The 17506-nt window shown below is 57.4% G+C and carries 28 protein-coding genes; 27 read left to right on the top strand and 1 reads right to left on the bottom strand.

Annotation, left to right across the window (positions count from 1 at the left end):
* Nucleotides 1–3: 3 nt before the first annotated feature.
* The 26 genes from rpsS (at nucleotide 4) to GJ699_RS12590 (ending at nucleotide 15174) form a co-directional block, all read left to right on the top strand.
* The gene (gene rpsS, locus GJ699_RS12715; RefSeq protein ID WP_093556914.1) at nucleotides 4–279 is read left to right on the top strand and encodes a 30S ribosomal protein S19; all 276 of its coding nucleotides are present in this window, start codon (nucleotides 4–6) and stop codon (nucleotides 277–279) included.
* The gene (gene rplV, locus GJ699_RS12710; protein WP_174864456.1) at nucleotides 276–608 is read left to right on the top strand and encodes a 50S ribosomal protein L22; all 333 of its coding nucleotides are present in this window, start codon (nucleotides 276–278) and stop codon (nucleotides 606–608) included. Before rpsS ends, rplV begins: the two co-directional genes overlap by 4 nt.
* A 9-nt stretch (nucleotides 609–617) precedes the next feature.
* Entirely contained in the window at nucleotides 618–1397 is a 780-nt protein-coding gene (gene rpsC, locus GJ699_RS12705) for a 30S ribosomal protein S3 (RefSeq protein ID WP_154376718.1), read from the top strand.
* A gap of 2 nt (nucleotides 1398–1399) precedes the next feature.
* Nucleotides 1400–1819 (top strand): 50S ribosomal protein L16, encoded by a 420-nt coding sequence (gene rplP, locus GJ699_RS12700; protein ID WP_154376716.1) that lies wholly within the window; start codon nucleotides 1400–1402, stop codon nucleotides 1817–1819.
* A 12-nt stretch (nucleotides 1820–1831) separates the two neighbouring features.
* Nucleotides 1832–2023: a 50S ribosomal protein L29 gene (rpmC, locus tag GJ699_RS12695; protein ID WP_092280170.1), complete on the top strand. Its 192-nt coding sequence runs from the start codon at nucleotides 1832–1834 to the stop codon at nucleotides 2021–2023.
* Complete coding sequence (gene rpsQ, locus GJ699_RS12690; protein WP_072786815.1) at nucleotides 2020–2286, top strand: 30S ribosomal protein S17; 267 nt, start codon at nucleotides 2020–2022, stop codon at nucleotides 2284–2286. The genes rpmC and rpsQ overlap by 4 nt, the downstream gene beginning before the upstream one ends.
* 270 nt (nucleotides 2287–2556) lie before the next feature.
* A complete protein-coding gene (rplN, locus tag GJ699_RS12685; protein ID WP_050409761.1) occupies nucleotides 2557–2925 on the top strand; it encodes a 50S ribosomal protein L14 in 369 nt (122 codons plus the stop codon).
* Between the two features lie 10 nt (nucleotides 2926–2935).
* On the top strand, nucleotides 2936–3250 hold the full coding sequence (gene rplX / locus GJ699_RS12680; RefSeq protein ID WP_056151015.1) for a 50S ribosomal protein L24: 315 nt from the start codon (nucleotides 2936–2938) through the stop codon (nucleotides 3248–3250).
* A gap of 6 nt (nucleotides 3251–3256) precedes the next feature.
* Nucleotides 3257–3796: a 50S ribosomal protein L5 gene (rplE, locus tag GJ699_RS12675; RefSeq protein WP_154376714.1), complete on the top strand. Its 540-nt coding sequence runs from the start codon at nucleotides 3257–3259 to the stop codon at nucleotides 3794–3796.
* A 6-nt stretch (nucleotides 3797–3802) separates the two neighbouring features.
* Entirely contained in the window at nucleotides 3803–4108 is a 306-nt protein-coding gene (gene rpsN, locus GJ699_RS12670; RefSeq protein WP_055937643.1) for a 30S ribosomal protein S14, read from the top strand.
* A 14-nt stretch (nucleotides 4109–4122) separates the two neighbouring features.
* Complete coding sequence (gene rpsH, locus GJ699_RS12665; RefSeq protein WP_154376712.1) at nucleotides 4123–4518, top strand: 30S ribosomal protein S8; 396 nt, start codon at nucleotides 4123–4125, stop codon at nucleotides 4516–4518.
* Between the two features lie 10 nt (nucleotides 4519–4528).
* Nucleotides 4529–5062, top strand: a complete 534-nt coding sequence (rplF, locus tag GJ699_RS12660; protein WP_154376710.1) for a 50S ribosomal protein L6 — start codon at nucleotides 4529–4531, stop codon at nucleotides 5060–5062.
* 13 nt (nucleotides 5063–5075) lie between these two features.
* Complete coding sequence (gene rplR, locus GJ699_RS12655; RefSeq protein WP_107144084.1) at nucleotides 5076–5438, top strand: 50S ribosomal protein L18; 363 nt, start codon at nucleotides 5076–5078, stop codon at nucleotides 5436–5438.
* 9 nt (nucleotides 5439–5447) lie between these two features.
* Nucleotides 5448–5966, top strand: coding sequence for a 30S ribosomal protein S5 (gene rpsE / locus GJ699_RS12650; protein WP_154376708.1), 519 nt, complete (start codon nucleotides 5448–5450; stop codon nucleotides 5964–5966).
* A gap of 10 nt (nucleotides 5967–5976) precedes the next feature.
* Entirely contained in the window at nucleotides 5977–6159 is a 183-nt protein-coding gene (rpmD, locus tag GJ699_RS12645) for a 50S ribosomal protein L30 (RefSeq protein WP_090192459.1), read from the top strand.
* 25 nt (nucleotides 6160–6184) lie between these two features.
* Nucleotides 6185–6616 (top strand): 50S ribosomal protein L15, encoded by a 432-nt coding sequence (gene rplO, locus GJ699_RS12640; protein WP_154376706.1) that lies wholly within the window; start codon nucleotides 6185–6187, stop codon nucleotides 6614–6616.
* A gap of 31 nt (nucleotides 6617–6647) precedes the next feature.
* Nucleotides 6648–7982: a preprotein translocase subunit SecY gene (secY, locus tag GJ699_RS12635; RefSeq protein ID WP_154376704.1), complete on the top strand. Its 1335-nt coding sequence runs from the start codon at nucleotides 6648–6650 to the stop codon at nucleotides 7980–7982.
* A gap of 20 nt (nucleotides 7983–8002) precedes the next feature.
* Nucleotides 8003–8221: a translation initiation factor IF-1 gene (infA, locus tag GJ699_RS12630; RefSeq protein WP_005663428.1), complete on the top strand. Its 219-nt coding sequence runs from the start codon at nucleotides 8003–8005 to the stop codon at nucleotides 8219–8221.
* A 34-nt stretch (nucleotides 8222–8255) separates the two neighbouring features.
* Complete coding sequence (gene rpmJ / locus GJ699_RS12625; RefSeq protein ID WP_005663407.1) at nucleotides 8256–8369, top strand: 50S ribosomal protein L36; 114 nt, start codon at nucleotides 8256–8258, stop codon at nucleotides 8367–8369.
* Nucleotides 8370–8396: 27 nt separating this feature from the next.
* On the top strand, nucleotides 8397–8762 hold the full coding sequence (gene rpsM / locus GJ699_RS12620; RefSeq protein ID WP_154376703.1) for a 30S ribosomal protein S13: 366 nt from the start codon (nucleotides 8397–8399) through the stop codon (nucleotides 8760–8762).
* A 14-nt stretch (nucleotides 8763–8776) separates the two neighbouring features.
* On the top strand, nucleotides 8777–9181 hold the full coding sequence (gene rpsK / locus GJ699_RS12615) for a 30S ribosomal protein S11 (RefSeq protein WP_072786827.1): 405 nt from the start codon (nucleotides 8777–8779) through the stop codon (nucleotides 9179–9181).
* A 190-nt stretch (nucleotides 9182–9371) separates the two neighbouring features.
* Entirely contained in the window at nucleotides 9372–9995 is a 624-nt protein-coding gene (gene rpsD / locus GJ699_RS12610) for a 30S ribosomal protein S4 (RefSeq protein ID WP_371867550.1), read from the top strand.
* Nucleotides 9996–10105: 110 nt separating this feature from the next.
* Nucleotides 10106–11083 (top strand): DNA-directed RNA polymerase subunit alpha, encoded by a 978-nt coding sequence (locus GJ699_RS12605; protein ID WP_092280152.1) that lies wholly within the window; start codon nucleotides 10106–10108, stop codon nucleotides 11081–11083.
* Between the two features lie 126 nt (nucleotides 11084–11209).
* The gene (rplQ, locus tag GJ699_RS12600) at nucleotides 11210–11605 is read left to right on the top strand and encodes a 50S ribosomal protein L17 (RefSeq protein WP_110846398.1); all 396 of its coding nucleotides are present in this window, start codon (nucleotides 11210–11212) and stop codon (nucleotides 11603–11605) included.
* Between the two features lie 137 nt (nucleotides 11606–11742).
* Nucleotides 11743–13881: a TonB-dependent siderophore receptor gene (locus tag GJ699_RS12595; protein ID WP_154376701.1), complete on the top strand. Its 2139-nt coding sequence runs from the start codon at nucleotides 11743–11745 to the stop codon at nucleotides 13879–13881.
* 51 nt (nucleotides 13882–13932) lie between these two features.
* Nucleotides 13933–15174 carry a PepSY-associated TM helix domain-containing protein gene (locus tag GJ699_RS12590; protein WP_154376700.1) on the top strand — a complete coding sequence of 414 codons (1242 nt, stop codon included), beginning with the start codon at nucleotides 13933–13935 and terminating at the stop codon, nucleotides 15172–15174.
* Nucleotides 15175–15214: 40 nt separating this feature from the next.
* Here GJ699_RS12590 and GJ699_RS12585 read toward each other — a convergent pair whose 3' ends face one another.
* Nucleotides 15215–16870, bottom strand: a complete 1656-nt coding sequence (locus GJ699_RS12585; protein ID WP_154376698.1) for a M20/M25/M40 family metallo-hydrolase — start codon at nucleotides 16868–16870, stop codon at nucleotides 15215–15217.
* 136 nt (nucleotides 16871–17006) lie between these two features.
* Between GJ699_RS12585 and GJ699_RS12580 the strand changes: the two genes are divergently transcribed.
* Nucleotides 17007–17506, top strand: a 500-nt coding sequence (locus GJ699_RS12580) for a protein-disulfide reductase DsbD domain-containing protein (RefSeq protein WP_267877718.1), incomplete at its 3' end; no start/stop codon positions are given.

Below are 17506 nucleotides of genomic sequence, written 5' to 3'. Positions count from 1 at the left end.
ATCATGACTCGTTCATTGAAAAAAGGGCCGTTCTGTGACGCCCACCTGGTGAAAAAAGTCGAAGCCGCGCAAGCGACCAAAGACAAAAAGCCAATCAAAACCTGGTCCCGTCGCTCGACCATCATGCCTGACTTCATCGGCCTGACGATCGCTGTTCACAACGGCAAGGTACACGTACCGGTGTACGTGTCGGAGAACATGGTTGGTCACAAGCTCGGCGAATTCGCGCTGACCCGCACGTTCAAAGGCCATGCCGCTGACAAGAAGGCGAAGAAATAATGGAAACCAAAGCTATCCTCAAAGGCGTGCGCCTGTCGGACCAAAAGGGCCGTCTGGTTGCTGACCTGATCCGTGGCAAGAAAGTTGACGCCGCGCTGAACATTCTGCAGTTCAGCCCGAAAAAAGGCGCCACCATCATCAAGAAAGTGCTGGAGTCGGCCATCGCCAACGCCGAGCACAACGATGGTGCCGATATCGACGAACTGTTCGTGAAAACGATCTACGTTGAAAAGGGCCCGATCCTGAAGCGCTTCACCGCGCGTGCAAAAGGTCGTGGCGATCGTATCTCGAAACAATCGTGTCACATTTATGTGACCGTCGGCAACTAAGGAGCCAAGATGGGTCAGAAAATTCATCCAACTGGTTTCCGCCTGGCGGTAACCCGTAACTGGGCTTCGCGTTGGTACGCTGGCAATGGTAACTTTGCCGCCATGCTGAACGAAGACTTGAAAGCACGTACCTACCTGAAAGCCAAGCTGAAGAACGCTTCGGTCGGCCGCATCGTCATCGAGCGTCCAGCCAAGAACGCGCGTTTCACCATCTACAGCTCGCGTCCAGGCGTGGTCATTGGTAAAAAAGGCGAAGACATCGAAGTCCTGAAGTCGGCGCTGACCAAGATCATGGGTGTGCCGGTGCACGTCAACATCGAAGAGATCCGCAAGCCAGAGATCGATTCGCAGCTGATCGCCGACTCGATCGCTCAGCAGCTCGAAAAACGGATCATGTTCCGCCGCGCCATGAAACGCGCGATGCAGAACGCGATGCGTCTGGGCGCCCTGGGCATCAAGATCATGTCCTCGGGTCGTCTGAACGGCATCGAAATCGCCCGTACCGAATGGTATCGCGAAGGCCGTGTGCCACTGCACACCCTGCGCGCTGACATCGACTACGGCACTTCGGAAGCCTCGACCACCTACGGCATCATCGGTGTCAAGGTGTGGGTCTACAAAGGTGACCGCTCGCCGACCGGCGAAGCACCAGTGATCGATACCCCGCCAGACGAGAAAAAGCCACGTGGCCCACGTCGTGAAGACGGCAAGCCAGCTGGTCGTCCACGTCCAGCTGGTGCTGGTGGCGCCCGCCGCGCTGCCAAGCCAGCCGAGAAAGCAGGAGAATAATCATGCTGCAACCAGCACGCAGAAAGTATCGTAAAGAGCAGAAAGGCCGTAACACCGGCATTTCGCATGGCACCGGCACCAACGTGTCGTTTGGCGAGTTCGGCCTGAAAGCCGTGGCTCGTGGCCGTATCACCGCGCGTCAGATCGAAGCGGCGCGTCGTGCCATGACCCGTCACATCAAACGTGGTGGCCGTATCTGGATCCGTGTCTTCCCAGACAAACCGATCTCGAACAAGCCAGCTGAAGTCCGTATGGGTAACGGTAAAGGTAATCCAGAGTACTACGTCGCTGAAATCCGCCCAGGCAAAGTCCTGTACGAGATGGACGGCGTAGGCGAAGAACTGGCGCGCGAAGCATTCCGCCTGGCCGCTGCCAAACTGCCACTGGCGACCACTTTCGTGGTCCGTCAAGTTGGTCAATAACAGGAGTGAACTATGAAAGCATCTGAACTCCGCGGCAAAGACCAGGTAGCTCTGCAGAAAGAGCTGAATGACCTGTTGAAGGCACAATTCGGCCTGCGTATGCAAACCGCGACGCAACAGCTGAGCAACACCTCGCAGCTCAAAAAGGTACGTCGCGATATCGCACGCGTAAAAACGGTATTGAACACGAAGGAAGCAAAATGACCGAGCAAGTAAAGCTGAAGCGTACGCTGATCGGTAAAGTTGTGTCCGACAAGATGGACAAGACCGTTACCGTTCTGATCGAACGTCACGTGAAACACCCTCTGTATGGCAAGATCATCGTTCGTTCGGCCAAGTATCACGCCCACGACGAGACCAACCAGGTGAAAGCCGGTGATACGGTGGAAATCACCGAAGGTCGTCCGATCTCCAAAACGAAGGCATGGACCGTGACCCGTGTGGTGCAAGCCGCACAAATCGTTTAATTGAAGTCGTCGCCGCCCCGGCTGTTGTGGCCGGGGTGGCGATTTTCAATTAGTTCTTGCAAGCCCGCGAGTTGTGTGTAATACTCGTGGGCTTCGTTCATGTAACGCCGCAAAGTGTCTGGCCACAGACGCTGAACCGTGCGGTCAGTATGCAGTACGAAGGTCAAGCACCCAAGCAGTCGACTCGGCAAGAGTAGGCTGGCGGGACCAAGACTGACCGCAGGTCCGCATTGTGTGGATTCTTCGGCTTAAGTTGGGAAAGAGAATATTATGATTCAAACTGAAAGCCGGCTCGAAGTAGCCGACAACACCGGTGCCAAGGAAGTCATGTGCATCAAGGTGTTGGGCGGTTCCAAGCGCCGTTATGCTGGCATTGGTGACGTGATCAAAGTAACCGTTAAGGTTGCTCAGCCACGTGGCCGTGTCAAAAAAGGTGAAATTTACAACGCCGTGGTAGTGCGCACCGCTAAAGGTGTTCGCCGCCAAGACGGTTCCCTGGTGAAGTTCGACGGCAATGCCGCCGTGCTGCTGAACGCCAAGCTGGAACCGATCGGTACGCGTATCTTCGGACCAGTGACCCGCGAACTGCGCACTGAAAAGTTCATGAAGATCGTGTCCCTGGCACCTGAAGTACTGTAAGGAGTCAGTAATGGATAAGATTCGTAAAAACGACGAAGTCATCGTTCTGGCCGGTAAAGACAAGGGCAAACGCGGCGTCGTTTCGCGTCGCGTAGACGCAGAACACGTAGTGGTTGAAGGCGTCAACGTCGCTAAAAAAGCGACCAAGCCGAACCCAATGACTGGCGTACAAGGTGGTATCGTCGACAAGACTATGCCGATTCACGTGTCCAACGTTGCATTGTTCAATGCAGCGACTGGCAAGGCAGACCGGGTAGGTTTCAAAGATGTCGACGGCAAAAAAGTCCGCGTCTTCAAATCGTCCGGCGAAGTAGTGAAGGCTTAAGAAATCATGGCACGTCTCCAAGAATTCTATAAAGAAAAAGTCGTCGCTGACCTGACCGAGAAATTCGGCTACAAGTCGGTGATGGAAGTTCCGCGTCTGACCAAGATCACCCTGAACATGGGTGTGGGTGAGGCCATCGCCGACAAGAAAGTGCTCGAGCACGCTGTTGGCGACCTGACCAAGATCGCCGGCCAGAAGCCAGTGACCACCAAGGCCCGTAAAGCCATCGCCGGTTTCAAAATCCGCGAAGGCTATCCGATCGGCACCATGGTCACCCTGCGTGGCGCTCGCATGTACGAGTTCCTCGACCGTTTCATCACCGTGGCGCTGCCACGCGTGCGTGACTTCCGCGGTGTGAATGGCAAGGCCTTCGATGGTCGTGGCAATTACAACATCGGTGTGAAAGAGCAGATCATCTTCCCTGAGATCGAGTACGACAAGATCGATGCGCTGCGTGGTATGAATATTTCGATCACCACCACCGCTAAGACCGACGGCGAAGCGAAAGCTCTGCTCGCCGCCTTCAAATTCCCGTTCAGGAACTAAGAGATCATGGCAAAACTCGCACTGATTAACCGTGAACAGAAACGTGCTGACCTGGTAGCCAAGTTCGCTGCCAAGCGCGCCGCTCTGAAGGCCATCATCGATGACCAGACCAAGTCGGAAGAAGAGCGTTACGAAGCGCGCCTGAAACTGCAGGCCCTGCCACGTAACTCGGCCCCGACCCGCCAGCGCAACCGCTGCCAGGTGACTGGTCGTCCACGCGGCACCTTCCGTAAATTCGGTCTGGGCCGTATCAAGCTCCGTGAATTCGCCATGCGTGGTGAAATTCCGGGTATGACTAAAGCTAGCTGGTAATAGGAGAATAAGCAATGAGTATGAGCGATCCTATCGCCGATATGCTGACCCGCATTCGCAACGCCCAAGGCGTTCAAAAAACGACCGTGGCGATGCCATCGTCGAAAGTCAAAGTAGCGATTGCCAACGTCCTCAAGGACGAGGGTTACATTGAAGATTTCGCTGTCGCCGAGACCGGTGGCAAGTCGGAACTGAAAATCGGTTTGAAGTACTACGTAGGCCGTCCTGTTATCGAGCGTCTGGAGCGTGTTTCGCGTCCAGGTCTGCGCGTCTACAAAGGCAAGGACGAAATCCCAACGGTCATGAATGGCCTGGGTGTGGCAATCGTGTCGACTCCGCAAGGCGTCATGACCGATCGTAAAGCACGCGCTACCGGTGTCGGCGGCGAAGTGATTTGCTTCGTGGCTTAAGGAGTTAGACATGTCCCGTGTAGCTAAAATGCCAATCGCTGTGCCAGCTGGCGCTGAAGTCGCCATCTCCGCAGCAGCGATTACCGTCAAGGGCCCGCTGGGCGTCCTGACCCAGAGCCTGAACGGCCTGGTAAAAGTTGAAAACAACGCTGGTACCCTGAGCTTTGAGCCGTCCAACGACAGCCGCGAAGCCAACGCCATGTCCGGTACGCTGCGCGCGCTGGTCAACAACATGGTGAACGGTGTGACCAAGGGCTTCGAGAAAAAGCTGAACCTGGTCGGCGTGGGTTACAAAGCCCAGGCCGCTGGCGACAAGCTGAACCTGTCGCTGGGTTTCTCGCACCCGGTCGTGCACGCCATGCCAGAAGGCGTGACCTGCGCCACCGCCACCCCGACCGAGATCGTCATCAAAGGCATCGACCGTCAAAAAGTGGGTCAGGTTGCAGCAGAAGTACGTGCTTACCGCGCTCCGGAGCCTTACAAAGGCAAGGGCGTCCGTTATTCGGACGAAGTGGTTAAGATCAAAGAAACTAAGAAGAAGTAATTAGGGGCTGACGATGGATAAAAAAGAATCTCGTCTGCGCCGCGGACGTCAAACCCGGATCAAGATCGCACAACTGAAAGTGAACCGCCTGTCGGTGCACCGCACTAACCTGCACATTTACGCGAACCTGATCTCCCCGGATGCCAAAGTACTGGTTTCGGCCTCGACCGTGGAAGCGGAAGTGCGCGCCGAGCTGGCCGGCAAATCGGGCAAGGGTGGCAACGCCGCTGCCGCCGCACTGGTCGGCAAGCGCGTAGCAGAAAAAGCACTGAAAGCCGGTATCACCGAAGTCGCCTTCGACCGTTCCGGTTTCCGTTATCACGGCCGTGTGAAGGCGCTGGCAGAAGCCGCGCGTGAAGCCGGTCTGAAGTTCTAAGGAACGATCATGGCAAAAATGCAAGCAAAAATGGCCGGCGACAAACCGGATGACGGCATGCGCGAAAAAATGATCGCGATCAACCGCGTGACCAAAGTGGTCAAGGGTGGTCGCATCATGGGCTTCGCGGCACTGACCGTGGTAGGTGACGGCGATGGCCGCATCGGCATGGGCAAGGGCAAGTCGAAAGAGGTACCAGTCGGTGTGCAAAAGGCAATGGAAGAAGCCCGTCGCAACCTGATCAAAGTACCGCTGAAAAACGGCACCCTGCACCACACCGTGTTTGGTCGTCATGGCGCCTCGAAAGTGATGATGTCGCCAGCCAAGCCTGGTACCGGCGTCATCGCGGGTGGCGCAATGCGCGCGATCTTCGAAGTGATGGGTGTGACCGACGTGGTCGCGAAATCGACCGGTTCGAGCAACCCGTACAACCTGGTCCGCGCCACGCTGGACGGCCTGGCCAAACTGAACACTCCTGCTGACATCGCCGCCAAACGCGGTAAGTCGGTAGAAGAGATCCTGGGTTAAGGTGAACGACATGACTACGAAAACCGTCAAAGTACAACTGGTGAAGGGCCTGATCGGCACCCGCCAGGACCACCGTGCCACCGTGCGCGGCCTGGGCCTGCGTCGTGTTAACTCGGTCGCCGAGTTGCAGGACACCCCATCGGTACGCGGCATGATCAACAAAGTGTCGTATCTCGTTAAAGTAGTTGCGTAAGCCCCGGCTTACTCACGGAGAAATCATGGAACTGAATACCATTCAACCAGCCGAAGGCGCTAAGCACTACAAGCGTCGCGTCGGCCGCGGTATCGGCTCCGGCCTGGGTAAAACCGCAGGCCGCGGCCACAAGGGTCAGAAATCGCGTTCGGGCGGCTTCCACAAAGTCGGCTTCGAAGGCGGTCAGATGCCGCTGCAACGTCGTCTGCCTAAGCGCGGTTTCAAGTCGCTCAACGCCACCTTCAAAGCTGAAGTGCGTCTGTCCGACCTGAACAACCTGCCAGTGGGCGAAGTCGACATCCTGGTGCTGAAACAAGCTGGTGTACTGAGCGTGCTGGCACGCGACGTACGCGTCATCGCGTCGGGCGAAGTCACCAAAGCGGTGACCCTGAAGGGCCTGAAAGTGACCGCTGGCGCGAAAGCCGCCATCGAAGCAGCCGGCGGCTCGGTAGCCTGAGCCACCGCTAACAGCTTGATCGGAGCGAAAATTGGCGACTAATCCACAATTAGCAAAAAGTGCAGCAGCTGGTTTCCCTTGGGGCCGGCTCTGGTTCCTGCTTGGCGCATTGGTGGTTTATCGTATCGGCGCTCACATCCCGGTTCCCGGGATCGATCCGGTACGATTGGCAGAGCTGTTCAAGTCGCAAGAGGGCGGCATCCTGGGCATGTTGAACATGTTCAGCGGTGGCGCGCTCTCGCGCTTCACGGTGTTTGCGCTCGGTATCACGCCGTACATCTCGGCCTCGATCATCATGCAGTTGGTGTCGATCGTGTCGCCGCAGATGGAAGCGCTGAAAAAAGAGGGCGAAGCAGGCCGCCGCAAGATCACCCAGTACACCCGCTATTTCACGGTGTTGCTGGCGGCGTTCCAGGCGTTCGGCATCGCCGTGGCCCTGGAGTCGCAGCAAGGTCTGGTGCTGGATCCAGGTTTTGCTTTCCGTTTCGTGACGGTCGTTACGCTGTTGACCGGAACCATGTTCGTGATGTGGTTGGGCGAGCAGATTACCGAGCGCGGTCTCGGTAACGGCATCTCGATCATCATCTTCGCGGGTATCGCGGCCGGCTTGCCGGGCGCACTGGGTGGCCTCGGCCAGTCGGTGTCGACCGGTCAGATGGGCGCGCTGTCGGCGATCATCATCATGATCCTGGTGGTGGCGGTGACGTTCCTGGTGGTATTTGTGGAACGTGGCCAACGCAAGATTCTGGTGAACTATGCGAAACGCCAGGTGGGTAACAAGATTTACGGTGGACAAACGTCGCACCTGCCATTGAAGTTGAATATGGCCGGCGTGATCCCACCGATCTTCGCTTCGTCGATTATCTTGTTCCCGGCTACGATCGTGGGCTGGTTTACCACCGGCGCCGATACGGCTAACCCGGTAGTCCGGTTCCTGAAAGATTTGGCAGCATCGATGGGGCCAGGCGAGCCCATCCACGCACTGTTGTACGCCATTGCCATCGTGTTCTTCTGCTTCTTCTATACCGCGCTGGTGTTTAACAGCAAGGAGACGGCAGACAACTTGAAGAAAAGCGGGGCCTTTGTGCCAGGGATTCGTCCCGGTGAGCAGACTGCCCGCTACATCGACAAGATCCTGACACGTTTGACTTTGGCTGGCGCCATCTACATCACTTTGGTGTGTTTGTTGCCGGAATTCATGGTAGCCGAGTGGAAAGTACCATTCTATTTTGGTGGCACTTCTCTGTTGATTATTGTGGTTGTGACCATGGATTTCATGGCGCAAGTACAAAATTACGTGATGTCGCAGCAATATGAATCGCTGCTGCGCAAAGCAAACTTCAAAGGCGGAATTCCGACGCGATAAGCGCGGTTTCAACATACCGAATGGCAAAAGACGACGTCATACAGATGCAGGGTGAGATCTTAGAAAATCTCCCTAATGCAACATTTCGAGTAAAGCTGGAAAACGGGCACGTGGTGCTGGGGCATATTTCAGGTAAAATGCGGATGAACTATATCCGCATCCTGCCTGGCGATAAGGTGACGGTCGAACTGACACCTTACGACCTGTCCCGCGCCCGCATTGTGTTCCGGACCAAGTAAATTTAGATAATCGAACCTTAGAAGAGAGTTCATCATGAAAGTTAACGCCTCAGTCAAGCGGATCTGCCGCAACTGCAAGATCATCAAGCGCAAGGGCGTTGTTCGCGTAATCTGCGTCGAACCACGTCACAAGCAGCGTCAAGGTTAATAACCGTTATTTATCGAGGAATAACGAATGGCACGTATCGCAGGGGTTAATATCCCCAATCATCAGCACACCGTTATCGGCCTGACCGCCATCTACGGTGTAGGCCGTCCACGCGCGAAGTTCATCTGCGCGCAGACGGGTATTGCGACCGATAAAAAGGTCAAGGATCTGGACGACAGCGAACTGGAAAAGCTGCGCGATGAAGTAGCAAAATTCATCGTCGAAGGCGACCTGCGCCGCGAACTGTCCATGAACATCAAGCGTTTGATGGATCTGGGTTGCTACCGCGGCCTGCGTCACCGTAAGGGCCTGCCGGTCCGCGGTCAACGCACCCGCACCAATGCACGTACCCGCAAGGGCCCGCGCAAAGCCGCTCAATCGCTCAAGAAATAATCTAGGGAAATCACATGGCTAAGCAACAAAGCAGCGCAGCAGCAGCTCGCGTGCGCAAGAAGGTCAAGAAGAACGTTGCCGAAGGTATCGCACACGTTCACGCTTCCTTCAACAACACCATCATCACCATCACCGACCGTCAGGGCAATGCGCTGTCGTGGGCAACCTCCGGTGGTGCGGGCTTCAAGGGTTCGCGTAAATCGACCCCGTTCGCAGCGCAGGTTGCTGCCGAAGCCGCTGGTAAAGTCGCAATCGAATGCGGCGTGAAGAACCTGGAAGTGCGTATCAAGGGCCCAGGCCCAGGCCGTGAATCGGCTGTGCGCGCGCTGAACAACCTGGGCATCAAGATCACCGAGATCCAGGACGTGACGCCAGTTCCGCACAACGGCTGCCGCCCTCCAAAGCGTCGTCGTATCTAATGGCGTAGCCGGCTTGCCGGTTATGCTGTTACACAATTCAGCTGGTGCAGGAAGCCGGTAACGGCTATACTGCCCGGCTATTGTCGTCTGTCTTTATGGCAGACTTCGCCACCGTCTGGCTCATGTGGAGACCAGACTAGCGCCTAACCACGTGTGTGGCTGGGGCGTCATTATTTAAAAGGAAAGCACTGTGGCACGTTATATCGGACCAAAAGCAAAACTCTCCCGCCGCGAAGGCACCGACCTGTTCCTGAAGAGCGCACGTCGCTCGCTGGACAGCAAATGCAAACTGGACGTCAAACCAGGTCAACACGGCGTCAAATCGGGCGCCCGTACCTCGGACTACGGCAACCAGCTGCGCGAAAAGCAAAAAGTGAAGCGTATCTACGGCGTGCTGGAACGTCAGTTCCGTCGCTACTTCGCTGAAGCCGACCGTCGCAAAGGCAACACCGGCGAAACCCTGCTGAAGCTGCTGGAATCGCGTCTGGACAACGTGGTCTATCGCATGGGCTTCGGCTCGACCCGCGCTGAAGCGCGTCAGCTGGTATCGCACAAAGCCCTGACCGTGAACGGCAACGTGGTGAACATCGCTTCGTACGTGGTCAAAATCGGTGACGTGATCGCCGTGCGCGAAAAAGCCAAAAAGCAAACCCGTATTCTGGAAGCGCTGTCGCTGGCCGAACAAGTTGGCATGCCAGCCTGGGTGTCGGTTGATGCCAAGAAACTGGAAGGCACTTTCAAATCGCTGCCAGAGCGTAACGAGATCGCCGCTGACGTCAACGAATCGCTGATCGTCGAGCTGTACTCGCGTTAATCTGTAGTCTAAGTAGCACCAAATCCCGCCCGCTCCTTCGAGCGGGCGTTTTCACTAATGCCATCAGCCTTATCGGCTTAACGCGCCGAGGGTATTGAAAAGGACATTTCATGCAAAACAGCCTGTTGAAACCACGTATTATCGATGTCGAGGCGCTGGGCGCCGGTCACGCCAAAGTCGTGATGGAACCGTTTGAACGCGGCTACGGCCACACCCTGGGCAACGCGCTGCGTCGCGTGCTGCTGTCCTCGATGATCGGCTACGCGCCGACCGAAGTGACCATCGCCGGTGTGGTGCACGAGTACTCGTCGCTGGACGGCGTGCAAGAAGACGTGGTTGACCTGCTGCTGAACCTGAAGGGCGTTGTGTTCAAAGTGCACAACCGTGACTCCGTCACCCTGACCCTGAAGAAAGAAGGCGAAGGCGCCGTGCTGGCGTCGGACATCGATCTGCCACACGACGTGGAACTGATCAACCCGGACCACGTGATCGCTCACCTGACCGCCGGCGGCAAACTGGACATGCAGATCAAGGTCGAAAAAGGCCGTGGCTATGTACCGGGCAACGTGCGTCGTCTGTCGGAAGACACCAACAAAACCATCGGCCGCATCATTCTGGACGCGTCGTTCTCGCCAGTGCGCCGCGTGTCGTACTACGTTGAGTCCGCTCGTGTGGAACAGCGTACCGACCTGGACAAGCTGATCATCAACATCGAAACCAACGGCGTGATCTCGCCGGAAGAAGCGATCCGTCAATCGGCGCGCGTGCTGGTTGATCAACTGAATGTGTTCGCCGCGCTGGAAGGCACCGAAGCCGCCGCCGAAGCGCCATCGCGCGCACCGCTGGTCGATCCTATCCTGCTGCGTCCAGTCGACGACCTGGAACTGACCGTGCGTTCGGCCAACTGCCTGAAAGCCGAAAACATCTACTACATCGGCGACCTGATCCAGCGTTCGGAAAACGAGCTGCTGAAGACCCCGAATCTGGGCCGCAAGTCGCTGAACGAGATCAAGGAAGTGTTGGCTTCCCGTGGTCTGACCCTGGGCATGAAGCTGGAAAACTGGCCGCCTGCTGGTCTGGAAAAGTAATTCGTAGTTTGCAGTACCCGTCCGCTGCATGTTGCAGCGGACGTCATCACTAAAACCGGTCCGCGCTCCTGTTCACCCTTGAGCGATCGAAGAACTCGGATTTAAACATCATCGAAAGGAAGTACCATGCGTCACCGTCACGGCCTCCGTAAACTGAACCGTACCTCGTCCCACCGTCTGGCTATGCTGCGCAACATGACCGTATCGCTGCTGCGTCATGAAGCCATCAAAACCACGCTGCCAAAAGCTAAAGAGCTGCGCCGCGTTGTTGAGCCTATCCTGACCCTGGGCAAGACCGACACCCTGGCTAACAAGCGTCTGGCATTTGCCCGTCTGCGCGACCGCGAAATCGTAGGCAAACTGTTCTCGGAACTGGGCCCACGTTACGCTGCACGTAACGGCGGCTACCTGCGCATCCTGAAAATGGGTTTCCGCGTTGGCGACAACGCTCCAATGGCTTACGTTGAGCTGCTGGACCGTCCAGAAGTCACCGCGATCGAAGACGCACCAACCGCTGAGTAATCAGCCGGTCGTCCCGTAGTGCTGAAAAGCCAGGCCTAGCCTGGCTTTTTTTTCGCCTGTTGACTTTTTGCGATTGACTTTGTAATGAGAATCGTTATCATTCTTGATTCGATGAAAATGTCAATCCTGGGGAACAGATGAACAAGCAAGTCAAACTGAAGCGCATGGCCGTCGTGGTCAGCCTGGCAATGCCGCTGCTGGCGCAAGCGCAGACCGCCGATCAGGCGCTGCCGACCGTGCAAGTGAGCTCGCAAAAACTGGACGAGAGCACTTCCTACACCACCGGTAAAGCCAAGGGCGGCACGCCGTTGGACCTGTCGCTGCGCGATACGCCGCAATCGGTCACCGTGGTGACCCAGCAGCGCATCGAAGATCAGGGCTTGCAGACCGTTACCGACGTGGTCAACAACGTCATCGGCATCTCCGTGAACCAGTATGAAACCAACCGCGCCGGCTTCACCGCGCGTGGCTTCGACATCGACAACCTGCAGATCGACGGCGTGCCGACCACCTGGGAACAATCGTGGTCCTCGGGTGAAGTGGCCAGCAGCCTGGCGCTGTACGACCGGGTGGAAGTGGTGCGTGGCGCCACCGGCCTGATGACCGGCGCCGGCAACCCGTCGGCCGCCATCAACCTGGTGCGCAAGCGCGCCACCTCGAAAGAGCTGACCGGTTCGGCCGAGATCGGTGTCGGCAACTGGAATGCGCGCCGCGCCGCGTTCGATGTCTCGACCGCGCTGAACAAGGAAGGCACCATCCGTGGCCGCGTGGTCGGCGAATACACTGACAGCGACAGCTGGGTCGACCTGCTGAGCAACAAGAGCAAGACCATTTACGCGACCGTCGAAGCCGATCTGGCGCCGCACACCGTGCTGGACGTCGGCTTCAGCCGCCAGGAAACCAACGCCAAGGGCTCGAACTGGGGCGGTTTGTCGTACTGGTACACCAACGGCAACCAGACCAACTGGGATGTCTCCAAAACCTCGGCTGCGGCCTGGAGCGCTTGGGATACCTCGTACAACAATGCCTTCGTTGACCTGAATCACACCTTCGACAATGGTTGGCAGCTGCGCGCCAGTGTCACCCATGGCGACCGTCGTGGCGACTCGCGCCTGCTGTACCTGTACGGCTACGCTGATCAGACCACCGGCACCGGTCTGACCCCATTCGTCGGCTCCTACCTGACCCGTACTGAACAGACCAACGCCAACGTGCAGGCCAGCGGCCCGTTCCAGCTGTTTGGTCGCAAGCATGAGGCGGCGTTCGGCTATATGTACTCCAAGGCTGACTTCACCTCGTACAGCCGTGCCGGCAGCAACATTGCCGACACCGGCAACTACAACACCTGGGACGGCTCCTATGCCGAGCCAACCTGGGGTGCAGCCACGCTGTACCAGCAAAGCGTGACCAAGCAGGACGCGGTGTACGGCGTGGCCCGCTTCTCGATCACTGATCCGCTGAAGCTGATCGTCGGTGCGCGCGTGACCAACTACAAGAAAAACCAGCTGGTGGTCGGCAGCGGCTCCACCGAGCAGAATGATAACGAGGTGACGCCGTATGCCGGCCTCGTCTATGACATCAACGACACCTACTCGGCCTACGCGAGCTACACCAGCATCTTCCAGCCGCAAAACTACCTCGACCAGAGCGGCAAGGCGCTGGACCCGGTGACCGGCAAGAGCAGCGAAGTGGGCATCAAGGGCGAGTTCCTGGATGGCAAAGTGAACGCCTCGTTCGGTCTTTTCGATATCAAGCAGGACAATCTGGGGCAAGCCGGCGGCATCGACAGCAAAGGCAACGCCTGGTACAAGACCACCGACGGCGCCACCAGCCGCGGCTACGAGGCCGAAGTCAGTGGCGAACTGGCCCGTGGCTGGAGTGCCAGCGCCGGCATGAGCCAGTTCCGCGCCAAAGACAACACCGGTGCCGATTTCAACAGCATCTATCCGCGCAAGCTGATCCGCGTATTCACCACCTACAACTTCGCCGGCCAGCTGAGCCCGCTGACGGTGGGCGGTGGCGTCAACTGGGAAGGCCGTACCTGGACCATCGATCCGAGCGCGCCTAACTACGCCAGCAACGGTGGCCTGATCGAGCAGAAGTCGTTCGCCCTGGTCAACCTGATGGCACGTTATGACATCAGCAAGAACCTGTCGGCCCAGCTGAACGTCAACAATGCCTTCGACAAGACGCACTTTGGCATGTTTGCCGCGTACGGCGCCATCACCTACGCCGCGCCGCGCACCACGTCGCTGACTTTGAAATACAAGTTCTAACGGCTAGGGCCGGAACCTCAGGGTTCCGGCCTTTTTTCTGAGGAGAAGCCCATGCGTGCCTTCTGGACTTTGGTACACCGATATCTCGGCCTGCTGACAGCGGGCTTTTTGTTTATTAGCGGCGTCACCGGCGCCATCATTTCGTGGGATCACGAGCTGGACGATCTGCTCAACCCGCACCTGATGGAAGCCCATACGCCGGGCACGCCGCAGCCGGCGCTGGAGCTGGCCAAGCAGGTGGAGGCGCGCTATCCGCAGGTGCTGGTGTCGTACATCCCGATCCAGATCGAGCAGGGCGAGGCGATCGCGTTTGGGATCTCGCCGCGTGTCGACCCGGCCAGCGGCAAGCTGTTCGAGCCTGGATTCAACCAGGTATTTGTCGACCCGGTCAGCGGCGCCGAACTGGGCAAGCGCGAATGGGGCGCGGTATGGCCGATTACCAAGGAGACTTTCGTTTCCTTCTTATATCGCCTGCATTACACCCTGCACATTCCGGAAATGTGGGGCATTGACCGTTGGGGTTTATGGCTGATGGGCGGTATTGCCATGATCTGGGTGGTGGATAGTTTCGTCGGTTTTTATCTCACGCTGCCATTGCGTCGCAAAGGCGCAGCCAAACCATGGCTGCAGCGCTGGAAACCGGCCTGGAAAGTCCGCTGGAATGGCGGCAGCAATAAGTTGAATTTCGATTTGCACCGCGCATTTAGTTTATGGACGTGGATCTTGCTGATTATCCTGTCGTTCACCGCCTTCTCGCTGAATCTATACAGCGAAGTGTTTTATCCGGTGATGAGCAAAATTTCCAAAGTGACGCCGACGCCATTTGACGTGCGTCCAATGGCCGATATTCACAAGCCATTTGCGCCGAAGGTTGAATATGCCAGCGTGATTGAAACCGCCACCAAGGAAGCTGTGCGACGTAAATGGGAAGAGCCGGTGGGCGCGGTATTTTATACCAACGCCTTTAATGTCTACGGCGTGAGTTTCTATAAACCAGGTGACGATCACGGCTCTGGCGGCGTAGGCCCGGCATATTTGTATTACGACGGCGCCGATGGAAAACTGCTGGGCGAACGTTTGCCATGGAAAGGCACGGCGGCGGATATCTTCGTGCAGGCGCAATTCCCGCTGCATTCCGGCCGCATTCTCGGCCTGCCGGGCCGCATCCTGATTTCGCTGATGGGTGTGGTGGTGGCGATGCTGAGCGTGACCGGCGTCATCATCTGGTGGCGCAAACGGGCGTCCCGCGTAGTGACTGCGGAGCGCCGCGCCGGCGATCTGGTGGAAGCCTAGTCGGTGTACATGCCAGAAATTGGCATGTACACACTATTTTCTAGCGTAAGCGGCGCTCGCCGGCGGCCTTGAACTCGGAGCCGGCGTTCCAGCCCGGGGTATAACCCTGGGCTATTTCCAGGCCCACCTGGAACAGCAGCTGAATATCCTGCACACCGCCGCTGAAATCCCAATCGTTACGGAAACTATCTGTCACCTGGTGATAGTCGTGGGTGAAATAGTTATCCACCACTTCCTTCGCGTAATTCTCTGGCTTATTCAAGTAGCGGCTGCGGGCCTTGGTATATAAAACCGGTACGCCGGCGCGTGCAAATTCCAGCTGATCGGCACGATAGAAACTGCCGAGCTCAGAGCGCGAATCTCTTTCCATTAATCGGCCCTGTGTTTTGGCATATTTCTCTAACAGGCCATCGATATCCGAATGCCCGGAAGTGATGTTTTCGATTTGCGCAGTTTTCCCCCAAGCGTTAATGCCATCGATATTAATGTCCGCGACAGTATTCTTTAGCGGATACAGCGGATGCTCGGCATAATATTTGGCGCCCAGCAATCCACGTTCCTCGGCGGTGGTGGCAATAAACAAGATGGTGCGCTTGGGTGCTTTCGGCAGCGCTTTATAGGCTTGGGCGATTTCCAGCAAGGCGGCAACGCCGGAGGCATTATCCAGCGCGCCGTGATAAATCTTTTTGGTGTCCGCGTCTACGCCCAAGTGATCCCAGTGTGCGCTGTAAATCACATATTCATTTTTCAGCTTGGGATCGCTGCCTTCGATTTTCGCCACCACGTTGTGTGAATTAACGGTGCGGGCGACATTGTCGATTTTAAAATCAGCCTTCGCTTTCAGCTCGACCGGGCGGAAGTCTTTGCTCAATGCCTGTTTTTTCAGCGTGTCGAAATCGTAACCGGCGGCGCTCATCAGCGCTTTGGCCTTGTCCAGCTGTATCCAGCCGGGCACGGTTGGCGCGTCCGGATCGTCGCCGCTGCGCAGCAGACTGAATTGCTCGGCGTTGCCGCCGCTGCGCACCACTTCCCATGGATAAGCGGCCGGTTTGGTCTCGTGAATGATGATCGCGGCGGCGGCGCCCAGTTTGGCGGCGATTTCGTATTTGTAGGTCCAACGGCCGTAATAAGTCATCGCCTTGCCCTTGAACATGGCCGGATCCAGCTCGGCCGGATTGTTCGGATCGGGAATGGCAGGATCGTTAATCAGCATCAAGATGGTTTTACCGCGCACGTCCACGCCCTTGTAATCGTCCCAGCCATATTCCGGCGCTTGCACGCCGTAGCCGACAAACACGATGTCCGAGTTTTGGACGGCCACGCTGGCCGGTTGGCTGGTCGAATGAGCAACATAGTCATCCGGGAAATTCAGCGCCACTTTTTGGCCGCCGATGGTGTAGCTGAAGCTGGGCGTCGGCTTTTGGCCGCGCATGGGCACGGCTTGTACCCAGCTGCCGTCCGGGTTGCCTGGTTTCAGGCCCAGCTTTTTGAATTGCTGCTGGATGTAGGCCACGCTTTTTTCCTCGCCGGCGGTGCCGGGCGCGCGGCCTTCAAACGTGTCGGAGGACAGGACTTTGATGTGGGCCAGCAAATCCTGGGAGGAGATGGTGTTCAGCGCCTTGGCCGGCGCCTGAGCGTAGGCGGGCAGGGCGCTGAGGGCCAGCGCGGAAAACAGCAGGGGACGGCAAGAGGGCATAGTCAGGCTCCAGTGGGGCGGGTAAAAATTTAGTTTCGCATAAAACAATGTTTTAAGGCCCGGCTCAGGCGCGAAAAACGCGCTCGGTGTACTATGCCTGTTGCTCAATGAACAGTCCCCCTGAGAGAAGGTTTTCATGTCCCGTTTCGCCCGTTTTCTCGCGCCACTGCTGGCGCTGATCGCGCTGCTGTTGCAGCCTGTCCGTGCCGAGGATTTCCTCGATCCGTCCGAAGCGTTCAAGTTTTCGGCGCGCATGGTGGACGGGCATACGGTGTCGGTGACGTTCCAGATCGCCGATGGCTACTACATGTACCGCGAGCGCTTCAAGTTCAGCGCGCAGGGCGCCAAGCTGGGTGTGCCGGCTATCCCGCCGGGCAAGGTGCACTACGACGAAACCTTCGCCAAGGACGTGGAGACGTATCGCAAGAGTGTGACCATTACCATTCCGGTTGAGGTTAATGGCCCGTTCACGCTGCTGGCCAGCGGCCAAGGCTGCTCGGAAAAGGGGCTGTGCTATGCGCCCCAGGATTACAAGGCGCCGTTGGTCGGTAGCGGCTCGGTGCCGCTGCCAGCCGCCAGCGTGACGCCGGCCGGCGCGGCAAGCGGCGGCGCACCGGCCGGTGGCGCGGCGTCGAG

Source organism: Duganella guangzhouensis (genome assembly GCF_009674535.1).
Lineage (GTDB): Bacteria > Pseudomonadota > Gammaproteobacteria > Burkholderiales > Burkholderiaceae_D > Rugamonas > Rugamonas guangzhouensis.
The sequence above is the reverse complement of the archived record's forward strand: the minus strand, read 5'-3'. Positions and strand labels throughout refer to the sequence as shown.

Bases quoted from the DNA above. Each gene is read 5' to 3' on its own strand.
- rpsS (WP_093556914.1), top strand. From the start codon at position 4: ATGACTCGTTCATTGAAAAAAGGGCCGTTCTGTGACGCCCACCTGGTG.
- rpsC (WP_154376718.1), top strand. From the start codon at position 618: ATGGGTCAGAAAATTCATCCAACTGGTTTCCGCCTGGCGGTAACCCGT.
- rplP (WP_154376716.1), top strand. From the start codon at position 1,400: ATGCTGCAACCAGCACGCAGAAAGTATCGTAAAGAGCAGAAAGGCCGT.
- rpmC (WP_092280170.1), top strand. From the start codon at position 1,832: ATGAAAGCATCTGAACTCCGCGGCAAAGACCAGGTAGCTCTGCAGAAA.
- rpsQ (WP_072786815.1), top strand. From the start codon at position 2,020: ATGACCGAGCAAGTAAAGCTGAAGCGTACGCTGATCGGTAAAGTTGTG.
- rplN (WP_050409761.1), top strand. From the start codon at position 2,557: ATGATTCAAACTGAAAGCCGGCTCGAAGTAGCCGACAACACCGGTGCC.
- rplX (WP_056151015.1), top strand. From the start codon at position 2,936: ATGGATAAGATTCGTAAAAACGACGAAGTCATCGTTCTGGCCGGTAAA.
- rplE (WP_154376714.1), top strand. From the start codon at position 3,257: ATGGCACGTCTCCAAGAATTCTATAAAGAAAAAGTCGTCGCTGACCTG.
- rpsN (WP_055937643.1), top strand. From the start codon at position 3,803: ATGGCAAAACTCGCACTGATTAACCGTGAACAGAAACGTGCTGACCTG.
- rpsH (WP_154376712.1), top strand. From the start codon at position 4,123: ATGAGTATGAGCGATCCTATCGCCGATATGCTGACCCGCATTCGCAAC.
- rplF (WP_154376710.1), top strand. From the start codon at position 4,529: ATGTCCCGTGTAGCTAAAATGCCAATCGCTGTGCCAGCTGGCGCTGAA.
- rplR (WP_107144084.1), top strand. From the start codon at position 5,076: ATGGATAAAAAAGAATCTCGTCTGCGCCGCGGACGTCAAACCCGGATC.
- rpsE (WP_154376708.1), top strand. From the start codon at position 5,448: ATGGCAAAAATGCAAGCAAAAATGGCCGGCGACAAACCGGATGACGGC.
- rpmD (WP_090192459.1), top strand. From the start codon at position 5,977: ATGACTACGAAAACCGTCAAAGTACAACTGGTGAAGGGCCTGATCGGC.
- rplO (WP_154376706.1), top strand. From the start codon at position 6,185: ATGGAACTGAATACCATTCAACCAGCCGAAGGCGCTAAGCACTACAAG.
- infA (WP_005663428.1), top strand. From the start codon at position 8,003: ATGGCAAAAGACGACGTCATACAGATGCAGGGTGAGATCTTAGAAAAT.
- rpmJ (WP_005663407.1), top strand. From the start codon at position 8,256: ATGAAAGTTAACGCCTCAGTCAAGCGGATCTGCCGCAACTGCAAGATC.
- rpsM (WP_154376703.1), top strand. From the start codon at position 8,397: ATGGCACGTATCGCAGGGGTTAATATCCCCAATCATCAGCACACCGTT.
- rpsK (WP_072786827.1), top strand. From the start codon at position 8,777: ATGGCTAAGCAACAAAGCAGCGCAGCAGCAGCTCGCGTGCGCAAGAAG.
- GJ699_RS12605 (WP_092280152.1), top strand. From the start codon at position 10,106: ATGCAAAACAGCCTGTTGAAACCACGTATTATCGATGTCGAGGCGCTG.
- rplQ (WP_110846398.1), top strand. From the start codon at position 11,210: ATGCGTCACCGTCACGGCCTCCGTAAACTGAACCGTACCTCGTCCCAC.
- GJ699_RS12595 (WP_154376701.1), top strand. From the start codon at position 11,743: ATGAACAAGCAAGTCAAACTGAAGCGCATGGCCGTCGTGGTCAGCCTG.
- GJ699_RS12590 (WP_154376700.1), top strand. From the start codon at position 13,933: ATGCGTGCCTTCTGGACTTTGGTACACCGATATCTCGGCCTGCTGACA.
- GJ699_RS12585 (WP_154376698.1), bottom strand. From the start codon at position 16,870: ATGCCCTCTTGCCGTCCCCTGCTGTTTTCCGCGCTGGCCCTCAGCGCC.